This window comes from Nocardia sp. NPDC051900, assembly GCF_044452545.1.
Classification (GTDB): Bacteria; Actinomycetota; Actinomycetes; order Mycobacteriales; family Mycobacteriaceae; genus Nocardia; species Nocardia sichangensis.
The window spans coordinates 268,879-290,959 of sequence record NZ_JBITBU010000010.1 but is presented as its reverse complement, the minus strand read 5'-3'; the positions used below and the strand labels follow the sequence as shown (position 1 = coordinate 290,959).

Annotated in this window: 17 protein-coding genes; 1 reads left to right on the top strand and 16 read right to left on the bottom strand. The window is 67.6% G+C overall.

The window, feature by feature from the left end; all coding sequences use genetic code 11:
* Positions 1-55: 55 nt before the first annotated feature.
* The 14 genes from fadD32 to ACIA5H_RS19630 form a co-directional block, all read right to left on the bottom strand.
* Positions 56-1,969 (bottom strand): long-chain-fatty-acid--AMP ligase FadD32, encoded by a 1,914-nt coding sequence (fadD32, locus tag ACIA5H_RS19695; RefSeq protein ID WP_355073128.1) that lies wholly within the window; start codon positions 1,967-1,969, stop codon positions 56-58.
* Between the two features lie 190 nt (positions 1,970-2,159).
* Positions 2,160-3,203, bottom strand: coding sequence for an LLM class F420-dependent oxidoreductase (locus ACIA5H_RS19690; protein ID WP_356963344.1), 1,044 nt, complete (start codon positions 3,201-3,203; stop codon positions 2,160-2,162).
* A 170-nt stretch (positions 3,204-3,373) separates the two neighbouring features.
* On the bottom strand, positions 3,374-4,366 hold the full coding sequence (locus ACIA5H_RS19685) for a cutinase family protein (protein ID WP_397077029.1): 993 nt from the start codon (positions 4,364-4,366) through the stop codon (positions 3,374-3,376).
* Positions 4,357-4,854 (bottom strand): DUF732 domain-containing protein, encoded by a 498-nt coding sequence (locus tag ACIA5H_RS19680; RefSeq protein WP_379249873.1) that lies wholly within the window; start codon positions 4,852-4,854, stop codon positions 4,357-4,359. The genes ACIA5H_RS19685 and ACIA5H_RS19680 overlap by 10 nt, the downstream gene beginning before the upstream one ends.
* Before the next feature lie 379 nt (positions 4,855-5,233).
* Positions 5,234-7,033, bottom strand: a complete 1,800-nt coding sequence (locus ACIA5H_RS19675) for an alpha/beta hydrolase-fold protein (protein ID WP_397077028.1) — start codon at positions 7,031-7,033, stop codon at positions 5,234-5,236.
* Between the two features lie 222 nt (positions 7,034-7,255).
* A complete protein-coding gene (locus ACIA5H_RS19670; RefSeq protein WP_355073137.1) occupies positions 7,256-8,296 on the bottom strand; it encodes an alpha/beta hydrolase family protein in 1,041 nt (346 codons plus the stop codon).
* An 887-nt stretch (positions 8,297-9,183) separates the two neighbouring features.
* Positions 9,184-10,245, bottom strand: coding sequence for an alpha/beta hydrolase family protein (locus ACIA5H_RS19665; RefSeq protein WP_364432894.1), 1,062 nt, complete (start codon positions 10,243-10,245; stop codon positions 9,184-9,186).
* A 305-nt stretch (positions 10,246-10,550) separates the two neighbouring features.
* Positions 10,551-11,618, bottom strand: coding sequence for an alpha/beta hydrolase family protein (locus ACIA5H_RS19660; RefSeq protein WP_355073141.1), 1,068 nt, complete (start codon positions 11,616-11,618; stop codon positions 10,551-10,553).
* A gap of 229 nt (positions 11,619-11,847) precedes the next feature.
* Entirely contained in the window at positions 11,848-13,788 is a 1,941-nt protein-coding gene (gene zomB, locus ACIA5H_RS19655; protein ID WP_397077027.1) for a flagellar motor control protein ZomB, read from the bottom strand.
* A gap of 4 nt (positions 13,789-13,792) precedes the next feature.
* Positions 13,793-14,719 carry a decaprenyl-phosphate phosphoribosyltransferase gene (locus ACIA5H_RS19650; protein WP_355073143.1) on the bottom strand — a complete coding sequence of 309 codons (927 nt, stop codon included), beginning with the start codon at positions 14,717-14,719 and terminating at the stop codon, positions 13,793-13,795.
* A 1-nt stretch (position 14,720) separates the two neighbouring features.
* A complete protein-coding gene (locus tag ACIA5H_RS19645; RefSeq protein WP_355073744.1) occupies positions 14,721-15,281 on the bottom strand; it encodes a phosphatase PAP2 family protein in 561 nt (186 codons plus the stop codon).
* Between the two features lie 74 nt (positions 15,282-15,355).
* The gene (locus tag ACIA5H_RS19640) at positions 15,356-17,290 is read right to left on the bottom strand and encodes a glycosyltransferase (RefSeq protein WP_356963503.1); all 1,935 of its coding nucleotides are present in this window, start codon (positions 17,288-17,290) and stop codon (positions 15,356-15,358) included.
* 7 nt (positions 17,291-17,297) lie between these two features.
* Positions 17,298-18,524 (bottom strand): UDP-galactopyranose mutase, encoded by a 1,227-nt coding sequence (glf, locus tag ACIA5H_RS19635; RefSeq protein ID WP_356963340.1) that lies wholly within the window; start codon positions 18,522-18,524, stop codon positions 17,298-17,300.
* 244 nt (positions 18,525-18,768) lie between these two features.
* Complete coding sequence (locus ACIA5H_RS19630) at positions 18,769-19,491, bottom strand: SDR family NAD(P)-dependent oxidoreductase (RefSeq protein ID WP_397077002.1); 723 nt, start codon at positions 19,489-19,491, stop codon at positions 18,769-18,771.
* Between the two features lie 109 nt (positions 19,492-19,600).
* Here ACIA5H_RS19630 and ACIA5H_RS19625 point away from each other — a divergent pair, with 109 nt between their 5' ends.
* Positions 19,601-20,233 (top strand): TetR/AcrR family transcriptional regulator, encoded by a 633-nt coding sequence (locus ACIA5H_RS19625; protein WP_397077001.1) that lies wholly within the window; start codon positions 19,601-19,603, stop codon positions 20,231-20,233.
* 50 nt (positions 20,234-20,283) lie between these two features.
* Here ACIA5H_RS19625 and ACIA5H_RS19620 read toward each other — a convergent pair whose 3' ends face one another.
* Both ACIA5H_RS19620 and ACIA5H_RS19615 read right to left on the bottom strand, forming a co-directional pair.
* The gene (locus tag ACIA5H_RS19620; RefSeq protein WP_356963337.1) at positions 20,284-21,042 is read right to left on the bottom strand and encodes a MerR family transcriptional regulator; all 759 of its coding nucleotides are present in this window, start codon (positions 21,040-21,042) and stop codon (positions 20,284-20,286) included.
* A gap of 51 nt (positions 21,043-21,093) precedes the next feature.
* A complete protein-coding gene (locus tag ACIA5H_RS19615) occupies positions 21,094-22,071 on the bottom strand; it encodes an EamA family transporter (RefSeq protein ID WP_397077000.1) in 978 nt (325 codons plus the stop codon).
* Positions 22,072-22,081 lie beyond the last annotated feature (10 nt).

Sequence of the window (22,081 nt, the reverse complement as noted above, 5' to 3'; positions counted from 1 at the left end):
GCTCGAGAAGCTCGGCGCCGAGCGTCGATGGTCGGTCCGAGGCCGCCCCTGGCAATTACTCTTCCGGTGCATCGGGGAAAGCCTGCTGGGTGTAACCACCCCGCAGCGTTCCCTCCAGATAGGCCGCCCGGCAGGCGCGGCGGGCGATCTTGCCGCTGGAGGTGCGCGGGATCGATCCCGCGGGCACCAGCAGCACGTCTCGAACGGTCACGCCGTGGCGCTGGGAGATCGCCGCGCGCACCGCGTCGGCGATCGGCAGCGGATCGGCCTTGCCCGCGCCAGGACCGCGCTCACCCACGATGACCAGCTGCTCGGACGCGTCGTCGGCGTCGAACTGCAGGCCGGAGTGGCTGCCCTGCTCGAACACTTCGGCCGGGAGCTGGTTGGCGGGCACCGAGAACGCCGCCACGAAGCCGGGACGCAGCGCGGTGCTGGCCTCCTGCGCGGAGAACTCGAGGTCCTGCGGGTAGTGGTTGCGACCGTCCACGATCACCAGGTCCTTGACCCGACCGGTGATGTAGAGCTCGCCCTCGAAGTACACGCCGTAGTCGCCGGTGCGCATCCAGTTCGCGTCCGGCTCGGTGCCCTCGGCGTGACTGCCCTCGGACAGGCGCTCGGTGACCTTGTTCTGGAACGTCGCCGCCGTCTCGTCGGGACGGCCCCAGTAGCCGATGCCCATGTTGTTGCCATGCAGCCAGATCTCGCCGACGTGCCCGTCGGGCACCTCGCGACCGCCGCCCGACTCCACCGACTCCGGATCGATGATCGTCGCCCACTGCGAGAGCGCGATGTAGCCGCAGGACACCTGCGCGATCGCGTTCTCGTGACCGGGGTCGACCTTCACCATGCGGCCCGCGTTGAGTTCCCTGCGGTCGACGTAGGTGACCTTGGCCTCGTCCTCGGCCTTGGTGGCGGAGACGAACAGCGTGGCCTCGGCCATGCCGTAGCAGGGCTTGATGGCGGTCTTGGGCAGCCCGTAGGGGGCGAACGCCTCGTTGAACTTCTTCATCGACGAGGTGGTCACCGGCTCACTGCCGTTGATCAGGCCGATGACGTTCGACAGATCCAGCGACTCGCCGTTCTTCGGCAGACCGCGCGCCGCGGCGTGCTCGAACGCGAAGTTCGGTGCGGCGGCGAAGGTTCCGGCGCCGTCGGAAACCGCGGCCAGCTCCTTGATCCACCGGTAGGGACGGCGCACGAACGCGCTCGGCGACATGATGGTGATGTACTTGCCGCCCACCGCGGGCAGGATCACCGTCAGCAGGCCCATGTCGTGGAACAGCGGCAGCCAGGTGACGCCGCGTGAGTTCCAGTCCAGGTTGATCGCGTCGACCATCTGCAGCAGGTTGGTGCCCACCGCGCGGTGCGTGATCTCCACACCCGCGGGCACCCGGGTGGACCCCGAGGTGTACTGCAGGTAGGCGATGTCGTCGATCGCGATGTCCGGGCGCACCCAGCTCTCGCCGACGCTGTCGGGAATCGCGTCCACCGCGATGATGCGCGGGCGCTGGGCGGCGGGCAGCGAGCGGAAGAACTGCCGGACCCCGGCCGCGGAGGAGCTCGCGGTCAGGATGGCCGAGGGCTCACAGTCGCCGAGCACCGCGTGCAGGCGATCGGTGTGGCCCGGCTCGTCCGGGTCGAACAGCGGGACCGAGATGGTGCCCGCGTAGATCGCGGCGAAGAAGGAGATCACGTAATCCAAGCCCTGCGGCGCGAGGATCGCGACCCGGTCACCCGGGTTGGTCACCTGCTGCAGTCGAGCGGCCACCGCGCGCAGCCGAATACCGAACTCACGCCACGTCAACTCCTGCGCCTCACCGTCGCGCTCGCGCGAGTAGTCGATGTAGCGATACGCCAGGGTGTTCGCGTCGTTCCGGGTGTGCTTCTCGACGTGATCAACCAGGGTGTGATCCTCGGGAATGCGGATGTTCCCGGTTTCGTCCAGGTAGTCGTCGAAAGTCTCTTCCATTCCTTCTTCTCCTCCGAGGCACACGCAGCAAGACGGCGAGATCGCCGCTTTTACCTGTGAGGCCCCGACTCGCTTTCGCCCGCGGGTGCTCCAAGTGCAGAGCCAGCCTGCAGATTTTGTGCGGTCTGCGCGGTGACCGCTTATCGGCTAGATGTACTCAAACCAGAGTCATGTTACAGAGAAGACCGGCTCACTCGTCCCGCAGCAGGGGAATAACGGGGGCGAACGCGTCCATCTGGGTGGGGAATACACCGACATAGGACATCGAGGTGAGCTGCCGCACACGGCGGATCTGCTCGGCGATCTCCTCGAATGTCCCGATCGCCACGTAGGGCGAGTTCAGGATGTCCTCGACGGACAGCTGCACATCGACCTCCAGGTTCGGGTGCAGTCCCCGGTCCAACGCCGACAGCGCCATCTCCGCGGTCTTCTCGCGATCGTCGGTGATCACGATGGCGGTGATGGCCCAGTTCAGCTCGATGTCGGCGAACCGGTCACCGGCGGCCTCCTTGATCAGATTCACCTTTTCCACGGCCTTCTCGATGGTGATACCGGAGAGCAGGCCCTTGCCGTTCTTGGTGGTCACGGGAACGACGGAGACGATGTCGGCGTGCTTGGCGGCCAGCCGCAGCATCTTCGGACCGCCGCCACCGGTGCAGATCGGGGGGCGTGGGCCCTGCCGCGGGCGTGGGGTCCCCTTGACGCCGCGGACCTGGTAGTGCTTGCCCTCGAAGGTGCACTCCTGGCCGCGCAGCAGCACGTCGAGAATGGTCAACGACTCGTCCAGCTTCTCCAGCCGGACACCGGGCGACTCGTACGGGATGCCCGCGTTCTCGAACTCCTCCTTGATCCAGCCCGCGCCGACGCCGACCTCGAGCCTGCCCTTGGACAGCACGTCGATGGTCGCCAGATCCTTGGCCAGCACGACGGGGTGGCGGAAACCGTTCGCCAGCACCGACGTGCCGAGCCGGATCTTCTCGGTGGCCTGGGTCAGCGCGCCGAGCGCGGCGATCGGCCCGATCTGCTCACCGAGGTGGTCGGGCACCACGAAGGTGTCGAAGCCGTACTCCTCGGCCTGCTGAGCGGTCTGCACGAACTTCCGCGCGCCGCCCTCCTGCTTGTTTCCTTCCCCGGCCGCCGCGAAGCGGAACGGGCGCAACGGAGTGCCCAGCGCGGACAACGCAGCATCCGCGTCACGGCTCGCCGTGGTGGCCGGTGCGGCGGCTTCTGTCATGAACTCATGCTCCTGGCTGTAAGGAAAATACGGGCGCGACGCCCGCTCCGGGTCCGCGCTGGGGTGGTGCCCGGCGTCGCGATCACCAGCGCACTTTACAGCGTGCTACCCAACTCGAGTTGCGCTTGTCACGCCAATCGGGTGCGGGGTATCTCACGGGCTGTGAATTTTCACGAATGAGCCGGATGCGGCGCTGTCTCGATGAGTCCGGCCGCCCAGTTCGCCGTCCACTGCGTCGCGGTGTTGCCGTCGCCGTCGACGACGAAACTGTTGTAGAGGGTGTGCACCGGGTTTCCCGCGGCCCGGACCAGCGTGTTCACGCTGCCCAGGATGTTCCACGGACTCAGCGCCTCCCGGGGTGCGTCGCAGATCAGATCGCCGGGCGCGCACATGGTGTAGGTGCGCTCGGCCAGCGTGCCGAAGCCCCCTTGACGCGGACCGGTCATCGTGATGCCTGGCACGTTCAACCCCTTCAGCGCGACTTCGGCACCCACACCCGGCGGCGGGGTGCCGATCTGGATCGCCTGGCCCGGGCCGTTGTCGCCGGTACGGCGTCCGTCGGCGATCAACGTCACGCCCAGCACCAGATCGGCGGGCACCGGGCCCGCGCCCCCACCGATCTGCGCGGCGACGTCACCCGCGATCACCGCGCCCTGGGAGAACCCCGCGAGCACGTAGGTGGTCAGCGGGCACTCCTGGTGCCGCGCGGCCATGGCGTCGACCATCCGCTGGGTGCCCTCGGATCGGCTGTTGTTGTACGACTGCTGGCCGTCCGGCGGGATCGCGATCGGATTGGAGAACTGCGCGACGTACGGAACGGTGTACACGTCCACCCGCTCGCTCGGGAACCGCTGGGTGATCGGGCCGGAGACGTTGAGCATCAGCGACACCGGGTTGGCGGTCGGATTGTGCGGATCGTCGGCGCTGTTCGACTCCCACGTGCCGGGCACCGAGATCATCTGCACATCCGGACAGCTCGCGGGCTGCGAGGTCGGGCGTTCCGGCGGTTTCGGCCCGGGGCCGGGCGGGCGCAAACGCCCTGCGAGCAGGTACCACAGCAGCAGGACCACCAGGATGATCAGCAGGATGCCGCCGATCACGAGCAGGCATCCCGCCGGCTTGGACCGGCGGGATGTCGAACGGACGCGCGAACTCACTGGCAGTACGTGGCGCGAGCGGTGGAGATGTAGATCTGCCCGGCCTTCTCCACCGGCATCTTCGCCGGGTCGAAGGACGGATCCGAACCTGCCATGGCGTTGACGAAGGTCATCAGATCCTGATCGGACGCGCCCGCGGCGGTGCCCTGGCAGACGTACGCGCCGATGCTCAGCGCGATGTCCGGGCTCGACGGGGTGACACCCTGCTTGGCCAGCTCGTCCAGGAACTTCTTGTCCTTGTCGGTGAGCTTCGAGGTGTCCGCGGGCGGGACGGCTTCGGTCGGCACCGGCTGCGGACGCTCGGGCGCCACCGTCGTGGTGGGCTGCTCCGGCGCGGGAGCGGGCCGGCCGGTTTCGGCGGGTGTCGAAGCGACCGGCGACGTGGTCGCCGCCGCTGCCGTCGTGGTGCGGGTAGGCGATGGCGTGCTCGTCGCGGTCGAATCATTGTCGCCGCACGCGGCGAGCAGGCCGGTTGCGGCAATCGCCACAACCACGCCGAATACCTTTCCACGGGTCCGATGCATGAATTCTTGTCCTCGATCTGTCACTGAGCGGGGTCGGGTCGCCCACCAGGCTAGCTGGGTCCGATTTGCAGCGCCTGCGGCGCTGCGTGTTCGCGGCCCCTTTATGGCTCGCGTCCGAGCGACCGCCGCTGGCGACTTCGTCGCGGACGCGGCGGCCACTCGGACGCGAGCCGGGCCGCGAACGGCGCATGCTCGGTCTCGCTTCGCTCGAAACCGGGAGCTGCGCCGACGTGCTCGTATACATGTTCCGGAAGCCGCGCACGACCTGACCGCAGGCGCATCCGCTAACACGTGGCGCGGGTCGGGCAGGTCGGGTGAGAGCGCGCGGGCTGCCGTGCACCGGTCGCACTCAAAGCGCGTGCAGTTCCGGTTTGCCGTCGCGCAGCGTGATGAAACCTCCCTGGAAGTTCTGCTGCACGCCGTCGGAGATGGGGAACTCGTCGCCGGTGGGGAAGCCGAGTTTGCCGTTCTCGTAGCCGGCGTCGCGCCAAGCATCCAGTATCGGGCCGTTGCGGACCGCCCAAGCGCCGGACACCGGGCTCCAGTAGATGGTCCCGCCTTCGAATCGGCTGAAGCGGCCCGCGTCCTTCACCGTCTGCTCTTCGGCGACCGGGAAGCCGAGCGGACTGTTCTCGAAGCCCAGCTGGGCGTACTTGCCGAGGATCAGGCCTTGGACGCGGTGCACGCCGGTGGCCTGGCTGTAGTAGAACGGACCGTTCTCGAAGGCTTGCACGGCGCCGTCGCGACTCGGTGTCTTGGCCTCCGGCGCTGTCGGGTAACCGGCGGGACCGCGTTCGAACCCCTGCTTGCCCCACTCGTCGTAAATTGCGCCACGCACCATTTGAGCTCCGGTCTGCGGCGTCCAGTACAGCGCGCCGTGCTGGAATGCCTGGAACCGGCCGCGGCCGTCTTCCAGTGCGCGTTCCTCGCCCGTCGGCAGCCCGAGCGGTCCGGTAGGTCCTCCGGCCGCCTGGTAACCGGGCCCGAATACGCCGCCGACCGGGTAAGCGCCGCTGTCCGGCGCGAAGAACACCCGGCCGCCCTTGAAGTCCTGCGCGGTGCCTCCTGCCACGGCGTACTCCCCGGTGAGGCAGTCACCGAGCCAGCCCGCCGCGGCTGCTACCGGGCCGATCGCGCCGCCCGGCTGACAGGCGGGCTTGCCCTGATCGACGCCGAGCGCGGACGCGGCCTGGGTCCAGGACTGACGCATCTCGAAGTCCCAGTACGGCCAGGAATGGGTGCCGGACGGGCGATAGTTCACCTGCGCGGGAATGGCCAGCTTGGACAGCTTGGTCACGAAGTTCTGCGAAGTGAGCCGGGAGAGGATCTCCAATCCCATGCCCGCGATGTTGGTGCTCACCCCGGGAATGCCGAGGGCGTGGTCGTAGGGACCGATCGCGCCGCTGCCGCTGGAGACGTAGAGACTGACTCCTCGCAGCTTGTCGGCCAGCACGTACGGGTCGTGCGCCTCCCACTCCGGGTCCGTCTGCCTACCCCACATGGCGGCGGAGTCGAAGCCGCCCGCATCCCGCATGGCGAACTCGATGGCCTGCGGCATGCCCAGCGTCGTCGTGGTCAGGAAGCCCGAATACGACGCGGCGTGCCGTACGAAGCCCGGATTGCGGGCGGCGAGGAACATCGCGGCCGTGCCACCCATCGAGAGGCCTTCCACACCCCGCACGGGTGTCGCACGCCAATGACTCTCCAGCAGCGGCGGAAGCTCCTTGGTGAGAAAAGTCTCCCACTTGTAGGTACGGCCGTTGTCCGGCTGGAGCCAGTCGGCGTAGAAGCTGGCCTGCCCACCCACCGGCAGCACCACGGTGACGTTCTTGTCGGCGAAGAAATCGACCGCCCCCGCCTCCTTCGTCCAGCCGCTCTCGTCGTCGGTCGCGCGCAGACCGTCGAGCAGGAACAGGACGGGGAATCTGGCCTCCGGGTGGGCGTTCCAGTCTCTGGCCAGCAGCAACTGGACCTGGATCGGCACTCCCATGGACGGCGAGGTCACCCACAGCGCGACGCGACGGTCGCTGAGCCACTGGACCTTCTCCAGCGCGGGCGCGGCCACGGCCGCCGTTGGCTCCGCGACGGCGGGAGCCTCGACGGACACGCTCGCGGCTAGCGGGATCACCATCGTGGCGGCGAGCAGCATGAGCCGCTCGCGTGCCGAACGCGCGACGAGACGCCCGCGTATGTCACAGCTACCGCGCGTAATCCCTGCCACAAAAGCTTTGTACTCCCGTTATAGCGACGTTTACGGGAGACACGCGCTGTCCAGCAAACAATGTTCGCTGTCACGCGATCATGGCTGCCCCCGAACGCAATTCAGGCCGCACCGAATCGGTGCGGCCTGAATGCGACGAGGCGGATCAGATCACCAGGCGCCGGTGGCGTCCAGGATCATGTTGCGCGAGGCGAACAGCTGCCCCTCCCAGTACTTCCAGGAGTGGGTGCCCGCGGCCGGGAAGTCGTACCGGGCGGGGATGCCCAGCGAGTTCAGGCGAGCCTGGAACGCGCGGGTGTTCACCAGCGAGAGGGCTTCCAGCGCCATCCCGTTGCCGGTGTTGAACACGCCGACCGCCGAGTTCGGCTGGTCGAACTGGCCCGGCAGGCCGCTGGCGGCCGAGATGTACATCGGCAGGCCGCGCAGCTGCGGCGCGAAGACGAACGGGTCCATCCGCAGCCACTGCGGGCTCCACGGCGCGGCCATCGAGTCGACGTTGAAGCGGCCCGCGTCCAGCATCGCGACGCGGATCGCCTCACGCATACCCGGCGCGGAGATGTTCAGGTAGCCCGAGTAGGAGGCGGCGAACTTGAACTGGTCGCGGTGGTAGGCCGCCAGCGCCAGCGCCGCGCTACCGCCCATGGACAGGCCGACGACCGCGTTGTTGGTGCGCGAGACGCCGTAGCCCTCCAGGAAGGCGGGCAGTTCCTTGGTGAGGAAGGTCTCCCACTTGTACGTGGTCTTCTGGCCGTTCAGGTTCGACGGCGCGTACCAGTCGGTGTAGAAGCTGGACTGGCCGCCGACCGGCATCACCAGGGTGATGTTGTCGTTGCCGAACTGCTGCAGCGCGTTGGTCTCGAACGACCAGGCGTTGCGGTCGTCGCGGGCGCGCAGACCGTCGAGCAGGTACAGCGCCGCGTTGCCGCCGCGTGCGGCCCACTGCACCTGCACCTTGATCGGGCCCATGCTGGACGGGACCATCAGGTCCTCGAAGCCGCCCGCGGGCGCCCGCAACACCGGCGTGTGCACCGACGGCGCCGCTGCGGCGAGAGTCGGGGTTGCCAGGCCTGCGGCGATCGGTAGCGCCAGCGCGGCGGCACCGACAGCCAGAATTCGATTACGCCAACCGCGAGCCGCGCCTCGCCGTCCCGACTGTGTTCTCTTCGGCGCGGCCGCCCTGCCGAAACGCATGAATCCTGCTCTCTTTCTGCTGTTGTGGTGCCACTCGCCGCCCGAGGGGCGAAGCGGCACCCGTGTTGCCAACGAGACGCGCGTCACGGACATGGTCCCGACAATCCGATCCCCATGACGGCGCTACAACGATCTGGTCACACTTGCGCTCGCTGGACGATATTCGACGCCCCCCGCTTTAGCAAGATCCGGGTCTTTCCACTGGCCGAAATCCATCCGTTCACGCAAGGTAATGGTGCGGTGACCTTATCGCGTTCTCGCGGTGATGTCGTGTTGGAACGCAAGATATTCGCGCTCCTGGCGGGAACTGTCACCGACCCGAGATCTTCGCAATCCCGACACCCCCAGCGGCCTCCCCGCAGGCCTTCGGCGCCTCCGAGCGGACGAGGCGGAGTCCACCGAAACCAGTGACCGAACCGTGATCGGAACCGAGATCTGCCGTGATAGCCACAGAGGCGACTTCGGGCAAACAGCACCAAGCAGCGATAACCACTCAACAGCGATCATGTAGCAAACATGAGGTGGAATGCCCCCGGACTTCCCCGCACCGCCCCCACAGACCCCCTACTACCTACCCCACTCCCCCTAAGCTGGCTCCCCCGAGAACGCGCCTCCCTGGTTCAAAACGACCACTACGCAGCCCCTACAGCCAGGAAGACAACTGCACAAACCGCAAACAAATGCCCCCGCCAATCCCGCCGCACACCAGAAAGCGCAAGTTCCCCACACACTGAACCCACTCGGGTGCGAGTCTTACGAGCGCCGTTCGCGGCCCGGCTCGCGTCAGAGTGGACGAAGCGCATGCGCCGCAGGCGCGAGTCTCGTCCGCTCTGACGCGAGCCATAGGGGGCCGCGAACACGCGGCGCCGCAGGCGCCGCCAAAAGATTCAGCCGATGTTCGCCGACATATCCGGGATCATTCGCATGGCCTCGTCAGCCCAGTTGTTCCAGGCGTGAATACCGAACGGCGGGAAGGAGTAGACGGCGTTGCCGCCACCCAAGGTCGCCATCCGGACCTGGAACGCGCGAGTGTTCGCCAGCGCCAGGCTCTCCAGCCCCATGCCGTTGAGGGTGCCGAAGCTCGGCGGGTCGCCGGCCGAGGGCAGTCCGCTGGCCGCGGCGATCCACAGGCGGGTGCCGTTGCGGATCAGGTTGGGCGCGAACACGAAGGGGTCCATCCGCAGCCACTGCGGGCTCCACGGCGGCGCCATCGCGTCGACGTTGTAGCCGCCCGCGTCCAGCATGGCGGCGCGGATCGCCTCCCGCATACCCGGCGCCGAGTTGTTCAAATAGCCGGAGAACGACCCCGCGAAGCTGAACTGATCCGGGTGGTAGGCCGCCAGGGTGAGCGCCGCGCTGCCGCCCATCGACAAGCCGAAGGCGCCGTTGCGGTTGGGGTTGAACCCCAGCCGATCGCGCAGCGCCCAGCGCAGATTGTTGGTCAGGAAGGTCTCCCACTGATACCGGTAGCTCTTGCCGGGCCCGCCCGCGAACCCGTCCAGCCCGCCGGAACCGGTGCTGGAGCCCGCGCCCGCCGGGACGCCGAAGAACTCGCTGGGCGCGATCCAGTCGGCATAGAAGCTCGACATGCCACCGACCGGCATGACCACGTTGATGTTCTGGCTCGCCAGGACTTGCGGGATATTGGTCTCGATCTCCCAGCCGTTCAGCGTCTCCGGCGCCCGCATGCCGTCCAGCACATAGGCGACGCGATTGGTGTTGCCGTCGGCGGCACGCAGGATCCGGGTCTTGATCGGACCCATGCCGGAATCGACCCAGAAATCGAAGGCCGCGGGGTCGAACGCCGCCGACGCCGTGGCGCCCACGCCCGCGACGGTCGCCCCGAGCGGCAGCAGCATCGCCGCGGCGATGCCGAGGGCGGACCGCCGCAACCACGAACCGGCTACTCGGGGCCTCTGGGGCCAGCGCTTCCCGCGCGCACTACGCATCACATCGACCTTTCCCTCAGGCGGCCCGGTCTGGCAAACTATTAGCAATCCCAACCGGCCCCTCGTCGGGCACCAGGACGAGACGCCCACCAAGAAACCGGACGAATCGACCTTGGTGCATGCTGTTCGGGTATCAATTGGAAACGAATGCCTTCATGTTGCTGGATGGTGATCCAGACCACAACTACCGAAGCCGTTTTCTCTTCGTATTCGTTGCCGAAGTACCCGCGGACGACCGGGTAAACGCCGAAAGGCCGCTCCGCGCCGATGGCGCGAAACGGCCTTTCCTCGCTATGACCGGGCTACTACCCGATGTTCGCGGACAGATCCGGGATCATCCGATAGACCTCATCGGCCCAGTAGTTCCAGTTGTGCACACCCACGGCCGGGAAGTCGTAGGTGACATTGTTCGCGCCCAGGGTGAGCATGCGGACCTGGAAGGCGCGCGTGTTGGCCAAGGCCAGCGTTTCCAGACCCATCGCGTTGAGCGTGTTGAAGCTGATGCCGTCCGCCCCGCTGGGCAGACCGCTACCGGCGGAGACCCACAGGCGAGTGTTGTTCGCCTTCAGTCGCGGCGCGAACACGAACGGGTCCATCCGCAGCCACTGCGGGCCCCACGGCGGCGCCATCGCGTCGATGTTGTAGCCGCCCGCGTCCAGCATCGCCACGCGCAGCGCCTCACGCATACCCGGCGCGGAGATGTTCAGGTACCCGGAGTACGAACCGGCGTAACGGAACTGGTCGGGGTGGTAGGCCGCCAGAGTGAGGGCGGCGCTGCCGCCCATGGAGAGACCGAAGATGCCGTTGCCGTTCGGGTTGAACCCGAGGCGGTCGCGCAGCGCCCAGCGAAGGTTGTTGGTGAGGAAGGTTTCCCACTTGTAAGTGCTGGTCTTGCCCGGTCCGCCAGCGGAACCGGTCAGCAGGCCGGAGCCGGAGTTCGCCGAACCGGTGGAGGACGAGCCCGCGCTGCCGAGGCCGAAGAAGTCGCTCGGGCCGTTCCAGTCGGCATAGAAGCTGGACTGGCCGCCGACCGGCATGACCACGTTGATGTTCCACTTGGTCAGCTCGCGCGCGACCTCGGTATCGATCTCCCAGCCACTGAGGTCATTGCGCGCCCGCATGCCGTCCAGCGCGTACACCACGCGGCCGGTGTTGCCATCGGCGGCGCGGAAGATGCGCGACTTGATCGGCCCCATTTCGGAGTCGACCCAGAAATCCATGCCGTCCGGATTGAACGCGGCGGACGCCGGGGCGGCAGGGCCTGCCACCGACACCCCGAGCGGTAGCAGAACTGCCAGCGAAACCAGCATGGACCGCTTGAGCCAGGAACCCGCTCTTCGAGAATTAAGACGACGCCCGATCACGCCTCGCATCAGTTTCAACCTTTCGTTTGCACAGCGACAGCGGCAAGCCGTCCACACGGTAACCCGTCGATGCCCACGACCGGTGGACGCCAGGCCGGGCATACGGTCGTAGCGTATATCGGTATCGACACGGTGGCGTTACCAAAAAGAGATAAAGCGGCGTACGCCACTTTATCTACCTCGCATAATGGGGCCATTGGGCCCATCGTGCCCGATGGGCCCAATGTGATTCACGGGATCAGCGCTGCGCGACCGGTTGCGGGAAAGGATCGACCAGTCCGCACCGCTGGATCTCGTACTTCGGGACGCGATCGATGCGGTACTTCGCGAACCGCAACGCGTTGCGCAGGTTGTGCCGGAAACGCTCGAAGGTGAGCGGATCGCGGTAGGAGATCAACAACGCCTGGGTGTCCGGGCAGGACATCGCGGTGCGCGCCTGAGCGACCCACTTCTCGTCCAGGTACCAGGGCATCCACGGTTTCTTGTCCACCATGCCGGTGTCGACGACGACCCAGTCCGGGTACAGGCTCTTGTCGTGGCCGATCCGGCCGTCGGTGAGCCGGTCGGTGTGCGCGGCCAGTGGGTAGGCCAGACCCATCGGATCGATCACGGGCACGTCCAGCGGAACGTTCATGCTGGTCATGCCGAGATTCAGGAAGTAGACCGTGTGCCCGGCGCCGCCGTCCGGAATCGGCTGGGGCGGCGGAGCGATGTACCAGAACATGAACGACGGCGAGTTGAGCAGCAGACCGCCGTCCGGAGTGCCGGTGATGTCGTTGACCATCGCGCGGATGCGCGGGTAGTCCAAGTAGTCCTCGGCCAGGATCGGGTGGTCGTGCCCGGTGTTGAGCACGTAGTAGACGCGCTCGTCGACGATGCCGGTCGAAGTGATCTTGGTGCCGGTCTTGATCGCGGTGGTGTTCGCCGCGAACAGCGCCCACCCCGCGACGCCGACGAATGCCACCGCCAGCGCCGCGTAGGACCAGTCGGCGGCGGTGGCCGCGCGCACACCGCCCTGCGGCGCCCGGATCGGAATGACCGCGACCGGGAGCAGGAACAGGAACAGCTGGGGCAGCAGCATTCGGCCGTGCATGAAGTCGCCGCCGACCCGAAGCGCGTAGACGGTCAGGAGGAACCCGCTGGCCAGAACCAAAGCGACCACAGCGCCCGGCGAGCGCAACCACCCCCGGATCCGGCCGATCGACCAGCCACGCGCGTCTTCGTTTTCGGCACGCGCGTTCCGAGTCGCACCCGTGCGAGCGGCGAGCACACCGGCGATCAGCAATACCAGCAGCGGCGCCCACAGGAAGTACGGGCCGACGAGGTCCCACAGGTAGGTGAAGCCCTGCCCCCACTTGGCGCCGCCCGCGTCCTTCGCGACGGCGGTGTTCGGGTAGGGCAGGCCGTAGTAGCCCATCCGCCAGATCTGGTAGCCCAGCGGCACCAGTCCGGCCACCGCGACGATCACCGCGCGCAGCACGATCGGCCGCAGCCTGCTCTCGGGCATGGGCGCGCAGAAGATCATCAGCAGCGCGAGCGCGCCGACCAAGGTCATCTCGGGACGGATCAGGGGGGCCAGCCCGGCGAGGAAGACCAGTCCGAGCAGGCCGGGCAGGCGCACCGACTTGGCCTGGCTCCAGCGCATCAGCTGCCACCACAGCAGGCCGATCCAGCAGATCACCAAGCCGCTTTCCAGACCCGAGGTGGCGTAGTCGCGGGCCGGGGGCAGCGCGATGTAGACCAGCACGCCCGCGGGCAGCAACAGCCCGGTGCGGGTCCCGCCCCACAAGCGCGCCGAGCCGAGCATGGCGAACACGACCGCGGCCAGCGAGACGGTGAGCGCGACGCCGAGCACCACGTACTCGAGCCGCGCCTGGGTCAGCCAGCTGAAGAACCAGACCAGGTAGGTCCACGCGGTGCTGGTGTTGGTTTCGACGCGCTCGCCCTCGTTGAAGACGGGGCCGTTGCCCGCCAGCAGGTTGCGCACCGTGCGCAACACGATGAGACCGTCGTCGGCGATCCACCGCCGCTGCCAGCCCCCGACCGCGAAAAGAACAACGGTGAGCGTGATCCCACCGACGAACGTGGCTTTGGACAGACGCGCGAACCGCGACGCGGAGCCGGACGGCTCATCGGCCGACCGCTCCGCCGCGTATTCCGTTCGCTCCGCCACCAGCATCTCGTCAGGTGAGATAGACAGCGACACCTACCGCTCCGATCCAGGCGATTGCGAGGAACTGCAGGACGCGGTCCCCCAGCGCGATCTCTTCCGGCTCCCCGGCCTCGCCCCCATCGACGTCGACCGCGTAACGCAGGATTGCGATGGTAAACGGGACCATCGAGATCGCGAACCAGTTCGTGTCCTTGATGCCGTCCTGCTGGAACGCCCACAGCCCGTAGAAAACCACCACCGCCGTCGCGGCCAGCGTCCAGATGAAGCGCAGGTAGGTGGGCGTGTAGTACTCCAGCGACTTGCGGATCTTGGCGCCGGTGCCCAGCGCGATCTGCAGCTCCGCGTAGCGCTTGCCCGCCGCCATGAACAGCGATCCGAAGGCCATGATCAACAGGAACCACTGCGACAGCTCGATGTCGGCCGCCGCGCCACCGGCGACCGCGCGCAGCAGGAAGCCGGAGGACACGATGCAGATGTCCAGCACGGCTTGATGCTTGAGTCCGAAGCAGTAGGCCAGCTGGATGCCGATGTAGACCGTCATCACCACGGCGAGATGCCACGAGGCGAGGAACGAGCCCGCGATCGACCCGGCCAGCAGCAATGCCGACAGCAGATAGGCCAGGTTCACCGGGACGACGCCCGCGGCGATCGGCCGGAACCGCTTGGTCGGATGCGCCCGGTCGGCCTCCACGTCGAGCGCGTCGTTCACCAGGTAGATGCCCGATGCCGCCATGCAGAACACAACGAAGGCGATGCCGACGTGCGCGAGCACGTCCACGTTGGTCGCCGTGCCCGCGGCCAGCGGAGCGGCGAGCACCAATACGTTCTTGACCCACTGCCGCGGACGGACTGCCTTGAACAGACCGCCGGCCAGCGTCTTGGGCGGGCCCTTGACTACCGCCTCGGCCAGGTCGGCGCCGGTCGGCTCTTCACTCATGTCAACGAAGGCTCTTTCTTGTGCGGTCATTGTCGAGTCTCTTTTCGGCGGCGAGCAGGGCGGCGGCGGACGCGGCGCCGAGCGCGGAACCGGCGAGCACGTCGGTGGGGTAGTGCACCCCGAGGACCACCCGCGAAAGCAGCATCGGGGGGACGAGCACCGCAGGCAAGGGTAGCCCGGTCAATCTGCCGAGCAACACGGCCGCTGCCGTCGTCGAGGTCGCGTGCGAGGACGGGAAACTGAGTTTGCTCGGCGTCCCCACGTTGACCTGCACCGACGGATCGTTCGGGCGCGGACGGCGAACGACGCGCTTGATGACGATCGAGGCCGCGTGCGCGCCGACCGCGCCGACCGCGACCCCGGCCCACTGTCTGCGCCGCGGCTTGTCCACCAGCCAGCCTGCGGCGGCGATGCCGACCCAGCCGAGCGCGTGCTCGCCGAAGTGCGACAGGCCACGCGCGGCGGACACCACGGCGGGCTTGCTACCGAGGGTGGCCTGCACCGCGTTGATGATCGCGACCTCCGGCGGCGCCTGCCCGGCAGGCGCGGGGTGCGCGGACACCGGGCCACCGTGACCGTTGGCGCTGTGCAGCGGCGACTGCACCGCCGCGTCGTCGGCGGCGCTCGCTCCGAGACTCACTGCTGCTCATCCTTCGTGTCGATGCCGAAGACCTTCTCCCACGCCGCGGTGCTGGTCAGCTGCGGGTGGGCGGCGCGGTAGCGCTGCTGCATCTCCGGGAAACGGGCGGCCAGCTCCTTGCGCAGACGCATGGCCTCCTTGAACAGGCCGAGCGCCTGGCGGGGGTCGCGCTTGCGGTAGACGACGCCGCGGCCGTCGGCCGTGGTGACGGTGACGCCGTCGACCTGCGAGAGCAGGAACCAGCGCGCGTCCAGCGTCGGCACGTTCAGCTGCGGGGTCTCGTGGTGTTCGGTGCGCGCGGAGCGGAAGTTGTGCACCACGCCCTTGGCCAGCCGCGCCACCTTGGCGATCGGATTGGCCGGCTCACCGACCGCTCCGACGCCGATGTGGCTGGCCAGCGGCAGTTCGGTGGACGAGGGCAGGATCACCGCGTCCGGATACTGCTTGCGCAGCTCGTGCACCGCCCCCAGAGCGCTGGGCAGTAGCTGGAACAGCCGTTCCGGGCCTGCGAGGAAATCGCGGATGGCGAGGTTCTGGATCGCGACCGTCGAGTACTCCAGGCACAGCAAATGCTTCAGCGTCGCCTTGATCGTGTTGACGACCATGCCGCGCCCGTTGCCCGGCAGGTGCAGCGAGGCGACGACCAGGCGATTGCGCAAGTGGAAGTACGCCTGCCAGTCGATGGCGTCGTCCTTGTCGCTCCAGGCCATGTGCCACACCGCCGCGCCGGGCAGCGTGACGGTCGGGTACCCGGCCGCGCGAGCGCGCAAGCCGTACTCCGCGTCGTCCCACTTCAGGAACAGCGGAAGCGGCTGGCCGAGCTCCTCGGCGACGCGCCGCGGGATGACACAGGTCCACCAACCGTTGAAGTCGACGTCGATGCGCCGGTGCAACAGCTTCGAGTTGTCCCGGTCCTTGAGCGGGTACTTCGAGAAATCGTGGTCGTACTCGACGTTCGGCGCCGCGGTCCACATGAAGATGCCGCGATCGACCACTTCGCCCATGACGTGCAGGTGCGAGCGCTCCTGCAGGTTGAGCATCTGACCGCCGACCAGGACCGGCGACTTCGCGAAGCGGGCGAAGGCCAGCGCGCGCAGGATGGAATCCGGCTCGATCTCGATGTCGTCGTCCATGTAGACGATGTACTCGGCGTCGGTGGTCTTCAGTGCCTCGTACATGACCCGGCTGTAGCCGCCGGACCCGCCGAGGTTGGGCTGGTCGTGGATGGAAAGGCGATCCCCGAGCGCGGCCGCCGATTCCGTGAAGCCGGGCTCGTCGACGACCTTCTTCGTGCCCTGGTCCGGGATGATGACGGCCGCGATCTTCTCCAGCACCAGCGGGTCGGAGCCGAGTGCGGCGAGCGTCTTCACCGCGTCGGTGGGCCGGTTGAAGGTGGGCATGCCGACCGCGATGCTGCCCTCTCCGGGCGCCTCGATCGGCGCGTACCAGCCGCCCGACAGCAGCGTGACCGCCGTGTCGGTGGTGATGTCGAACCAGATCCAGCCGCCGTCCTCGAACGGGCCCAGGTCGGTCTCGAATTCGACGACCACCGAGTCGGCGCCGGTCGCGACCGCGAATTCCTTGCCCTGCACGTGGATTCGCGAGCCGTCGGCCTTGGATCGGTACACGTCCACCCGGCCGTGACCGGCCAGTTCCAGCCGCAGCACCACCGAAGACAGGATGCTCCAGCGCCGCCAGTAGCTCGCGGGCAGGGCGTTGAAGTACGTGCAGAAGGAGACCTCGGACTCCGCGCCGATCGACAGCGACGTGCGGGTGGTCGCGTGCGCGCGCCTGGCGTTGGTCTGCGACTCCTCGACGTAGAGCGTGCGCACGTCCAGCGGCTCGCCCGGCCGCGGCAGGATGATGCGCTGCAACAGCGACTTGGCGCGGGTCTCGGTGGTCATGTCTTCCAAAATGGATTGGGAGGTCATTCCGCTCCTAAGCCTCCTGGTCCACGAGCGGCGCACCATCCGCCAGATGCGGGTGCAGCACGTTGTCGAACGTGCTCAGCGCGCTGCCGATCGCCATGTGCATGTCCAGGTACTGGTAGGTGCCGAGACGGCCGCCGAAGACGACCTTCGCCGTGGCGGTCTCCTGCTTGGCCAGCTCCCGGTAGGCCAGCAGTTTCGCCCGGTCCTCCGGTGTGTTGATCGGGTAGTACGGCTCGTCGCCGGTCTGCGCGAACCGGGAGTACTCCCGCATGATCACCGTCTTGTCGGTGGGGTACTCGCGCTCGGGGTGGAAGTGGCGCGGCTCGATGATGCGGGTGTAGGGAACGTCCGCGTCGTTGTAGTTCATCACCGAGGTGCCCTGGAAGTCGCCGAGCGGCAGCACCTCGGTCTCGAAATCGATGGTGCGCCAGCCCAGCTCGCCTTCGCTGTAGTCGAAGTAGCGGTCCAGCGGGCCGGTGTAGACGACCGGCGCGTCCGGGCTTTCGGCGCGCAACTGCTCGCGCACTTCGAACCAGTCGGTGTTCAGGCGCACCTCGATCAGGTCGGAGGCGGCCATGTTCTCCAGCCACTTCGTGTAGCCCTCGCGGGGCAGGCCCTCGTAGGTGTCGTTGAAGTAGCGGTTGTCGAAGGTGTAGCGGACCGGGAGGCGGGTGATGTTGCCCGCGGGCAGTTCCTTCGGGTCGGTCTGCCACTGTTTGGCGGTGTAGTCGCGGACGAACGCCTCGTAGAGCGGGCGGCCGATCAGCGAGATGGCCTTCTCCTCGAGGTTCTGCGCGTCCTTGGTCTCGATCTCCGAGGCCTGCTCCGCGATCAGCGCGCGCGCCTCTTCCGGCGAGAAGTAGCGGCCGAAGAACTGGGAGACCAGGCCGAGGCCCATCGGGAACTGGTAGGCCTGTCCCTTGTGCATCGCGAAGACGCGGTGCTGGTAGCCGGTGAACTCGGTGAACTGGGTGACGTAGTCCCACACCCGCTTGTTCGACGTGTGGAACAGGTGCGCGCCGTACTTGTGGATCTCGATCCCGGTTTCCGGATCCGGCTCGGAGTAGGCGTTGCCACCGATGTGGTGGCGCCGTTCGATCACCAGAACCCGTTTACCCAGCACGGAGGCGGCGCGTTCGGCAACGGTCAGCCCGAAGAATCCGGAGCCGACGACGATCAGATCGAACTGTGAGGCGGAATGGACGGAGGTACCCGGGGACGATGCGACGGTCACGGGAGCCCAGAGTATCGGAAGTCCCCGCCGCGTCCGGGTGGAGTCGGAACTGCGCTGAGCGACACCACTCACCGCACCCGGTTTCACCTCCCTGACCTCAGTATTTCGCCGGATGTTTGCCCAAATGGACTTCTTCGGCAACTGACCGGTTGTTTACTGCCGCGGCCCAATGCGCGCGCACGGCTCCGGGTGCTCCCGGCCGCCGGAGCCGGTGCGCGCTCGAGTGATCTTCTCGGGACGGGTCTCAGACCGGGAAACCTACGTCGAGCTCCACCTTGTCCCGCTCGGTGTACAGCCGCCAATAGTGATCGCCGAGCTCGTCGCCGCTCATACGGACGATCTCCAGGCCCGCCGGGATCACTTCCGGATTCTCATCGATGATCTGCGCGGCTTTGCTGCCGTCGATCAGCACGCCGATGTTGAGCAAGCCGACGTAGACGCCGGTACCTCGCAGTTCCACCTCGAGCTGGCGCAGGTAACCGCGCTGCGCGGCCAGCGCGATGCCGAAGTTGGCCAGATAGGGCGCCACGTAGTGCTCGGACGAACCCGAGGAGAACAGCAGCGCGCCTTCGCCTCGCTCCACCATCTTCGGCGCGAGCGCGCGCGTCACCAGGATCGGCGAGTGCAGCTTCAGCGCGATGGGCGCATCGAGGGACGGGATGTCCACCGACAGGGTGTCATGGATGCGATCGCTCATGTTGCCCGCCGCGCCGTGCATGGCCGCGTCGATCGGCCCGAACGTCGCCTCGATCTTCTCGATCACCCCCGTGACCTGCGCGCCGACCGTGACATCCGCGGGAAAGGCCGCGGCCTCGATGCCTTCGGCCGTCAACTCCTCCGCGTGCCGCCGCGCCTTTTCGGGATCCCGGCCGATGACGGCCACCCGGAAGCCTTCGCGCCCGAATCGGCGTCCTGTGCCGACGCCGAGGCCGGGTCCGTACCCGAAGATCGCGATGGTCTTGGACATTGCCGCTCCTGATTAAGTTGAGACATGGTTCAAGTTACGCGGTCGACGGTAGCATTAAGTTGAACCAATGCTCAACATATGCGTGTTGCCCGATTTGTAGGATCGGCCCGTGGACAAGCCGTTACGCAGCGATGCCCAGCGCAATCGGGACGCGCTCGTGGCCGCCGCCCGCGCCGTCTTCGAGGAACGCGGTCTCGACGCGCCGCTGAAAGAGATCGCCGCCCGCGCCGGGGTGGCCATCGGCACGCTCTACAACCGCTTCCCGACCCGCGACGACCTCATCGCGGCCGCGGTCGAGGACCGGATCGAAGCGGGCAGCCGTATCGCCGAGAACGCGCTCGCCATCGATGACCCGTGGGAGTCGTTCGTCTACCTGGTGGAGCAGGTGTGCGCTTTACAGGCCGCCGACCGGCTGCTCAGCGAACTCGCCGTGCGGGCCGCGCCCAGTCCTGCCATCGCGCAGGCCCAGGAATACGGCCACGGCCTGATGCGCCGGATCATCACCCGCGCGCAGGAAGCCGGCGCGCTGCGCGCCGACTGGGTACTCGAGGACATCGCGTTCATCACCTGGTCACACACCAGAATCGTCGAGGCGACCAGTCACATCGCCCCCGAAGCCTGGCGGCGCCACCTCGGTCTGATACTCGACGGCCTGCGCGCGGAGGCCGCCCACCCGCTTCCGGTGCCTCCGATCACGGAGCACCAATTGATGCACGCGCTCGGCCGCGACGACGAAAGTTGATCCGGCGGCCGGTACGCGCACATGCGTACCGGCCGCCGGAGAGTTGCGCTCTACAGCCGCTGCTCGGCGTAGACCTTCATCGCGTCGCGCACGAACTCGGCGGTGCCCGCGCCGTGCACGTCGTAGTTCGCCGCGAAACGCGGGTCGGCGACGTACATCTCGCCGAGGTTGACGAACGCCTCCCGCACCACCGGACGGCCCTGCCAGCCGATGCCGATCCACTCGTAGTGGCGCTGGACGATGGCCTGCACCTCGTCGGCGTCGGGCGCGAGTCCGTCGGCGTGCGCTCGGCCGTAGTCGGCGGCGATGTCGAGATGGGTTTGCTGGAAGTTCTTCTTGTCCGCGTCGGACATCGAGCGCCACCAGCGGTCACCGCTCTCGTAGGCGTCCTTGCCCCAGCGTTCGATCACCTCGTCCTTGTACTTCGTGTGGTCGAAGCCGTCGAAAACTTCTGCTGCCACGAGTTGTTCACCTCTTTCCGTCTTGTGCAGCGTGGTTCGCACCGACTCGATCTGCCGCCGGATCCGATCCTGTTCCTGCCGGAGCAGTTCCAGGTGCGTACGCAACGCGGCGGCGGTTTCCTGCTCTCCGGCAAGGACTTCGGCGATGACCGGAAGGCCGAGGCCGAGTTCACGCAGCAGCAGGATGCGTTGCAACCGCACGAGGGAGTGCTGGTCGTAGTACCGGTAGCCGTTGGCTCCGATCCGGCTGGGCGGCAACAGCCCCAACTGCCCGTAATGGCGCAGCGTGCGACTGGTGGTACCAGCCGCCTTCGCCAGATCCTGGATGGACCACTCCTTGCCGCCCACGACCCGTCTTCCCTCGTGCTCTCGTCGGTGCAACCAGCTTGCAAGTTGACGTTACGTCAAAGTCAAGACCTTCTCCGGCGAGGTTTCGGTGCCCAGCGCAACGCTGGAGTCGCCAGCCGGAACGGGCACGGGCTGAACCGGTTCCTTCGGCGCGCCGACCGCTTGGCCGAGCAGTGTGCTGCCCAGCGCGATCGCCATGCCGGCCATCTGGAGCGTGGTGAGCGCTTGCCCGAGCACGACCCATCCGATCACCGCGGCCGACACCGGGCTGAGCAATCCGAGGAAGGCCACCGAGGTGGCGGGCACTCGCGCTATGCCGCGGAACCAGAGCCAGTACGCCACCGCGGTCCCGATCACGCCGAGGTACAGATAGCCGCCGACCGCTTCCGCGTCCAGTGCGGGCGGGGCGCCTTCCACCAGCAGCGCGAGCGGAGCGATGAAGAGACCACCGGCGGTCAGCTGCCAGCCGGTGAGCGTCAGCGGGCCGACGCCGTCCGGTCGACCCCACTTCTTGGTCAGGACGGTGCCCATCGCCATCGACGCCGCGCCCGCCAACCCCGCGACCACCCCGACGACGTCGAGTTGCGCGTCGGCCCGCAGCACGACGAGCGCCACGCCGAAGACGCCGACCACCCCTGCGAACAACTTGCGCGCACCGGGATTCTCGCTCAGAGCCACGGTCGCGAAGGCGAGCGCGAACACCGGTGCGACCGCGCCGAGCACGCCCGCGACGCCCCCTGGCAGCCGGTAGGCGGCCAGGAACAGCAGCGGGAAGAACGCACCGATATTGAGCGCGCCGAGCACCGCCACCCGGCCGATCCACCGGCCGCGGGGGAGAACTCGCGTGATCGCGAGCAGCGCGAGTCCCGCGGGTAGGGCGCGCATGAGCGCGGTGAACAGCGGGCGGTCCGGCGGCAGGAACTCGGTGGTGACGGCGTAGGTGGAACCCCAGACGATCGGGGTGAGCGAGGTGAGCGCCAGGGTGGCCGCGACCGAGGCCTCGGCGGGCCCCGCGGTGCGTGTCGTCATACTTGACTCC

What these genes read in the sequence shown, in the direction of transcription:
- ACIA5H_RS19675 (WP_397077028.1), bottom strand. Translation starts at nt 7,033, where the DNA reads ATGCTGCTCGCCGCCACGATGGTGATCCCGCTAGCCGCGAGCGTGTCC.
- ACIA5H_RS19615 (WP_397077000.1), bottom strand. Translation starts at nt 22,071, where the DNA reads ATGACGACACGCACCGCGGGGCCCGCCGAGGCCTCGGTCGCGGCCACC.
- ACIA5H_RS19670 (WP_355073137.1), bottom strand. Translation starts at nt 8,296, where the DNA reads ATGCGTTTCGGCAGGGCGGCCGCGCCGAAGAGAACACAGTCGGGACGG.
- zomB (WP_397077027.1), bottom strand. Translation starts at nt 13,788, where the DNA reads ATGCTGGTGGCGGAGCGAACGGAATACGCGGCGGAGCGGTCGGCCGAT.
- ACIA5H_RS19640 (WP_356963503.1), bottom strand. Translation starts at nt 17,290, where the DNA reads ATGACCTCCCAATCCATTTTGGAAGACATGACCACCGAGACCCGCGCC.
- ACIA5H_RS19690 (WP_356963344.1), bottom strand. Translation starts at nt 3,203, where the DNA reads ATGACAGAAGCCGCCGCACCGGCCACCACGGCGAGCCGTGACGCGGAT.
- fadD32 (WP_355073128.1), bottom strand. Translation starts at nt 1,969, where the DNA reads ATGGAAGAGACTTTCGACGACTACCTGGACGAAACCGGGAACATCCGC.
- ACIA5H_RS19650 (WP_355073143.1), bottom strand. Translation starts at nt 14,719, where the DNA reads ATGAGTGAAGAGCCGACCGGCGCCGACCTGGCCGAGGCGGTAGTCAAG.
- ACIA5H_RS19630 (WP_397077002.1), bottom strand. Translation starts at nt 19,491, where the DNA reads ATGTCCAAGACCATCGCGATCTTCGGGTACGGACCCGGCCTCGGCGTC.
- ACIA5H_RS19665 (WP_364432894.1), bottom strand. Translation starts at nt 10,245, where the DNA reads ATGCGTAGTGCGCGCGGGAAGCGCTGGCCCCAGAGGCCCCGAGTAGCC.
- ACIA5H_RS19660 (WP_355073141.1), bottom strand. Translation starts at nt 11,618, where the DNA reads ATGCGAGGCGTGATCGGGCGTCGTCTTAATTCTCGAAGAGCGGGTTCC.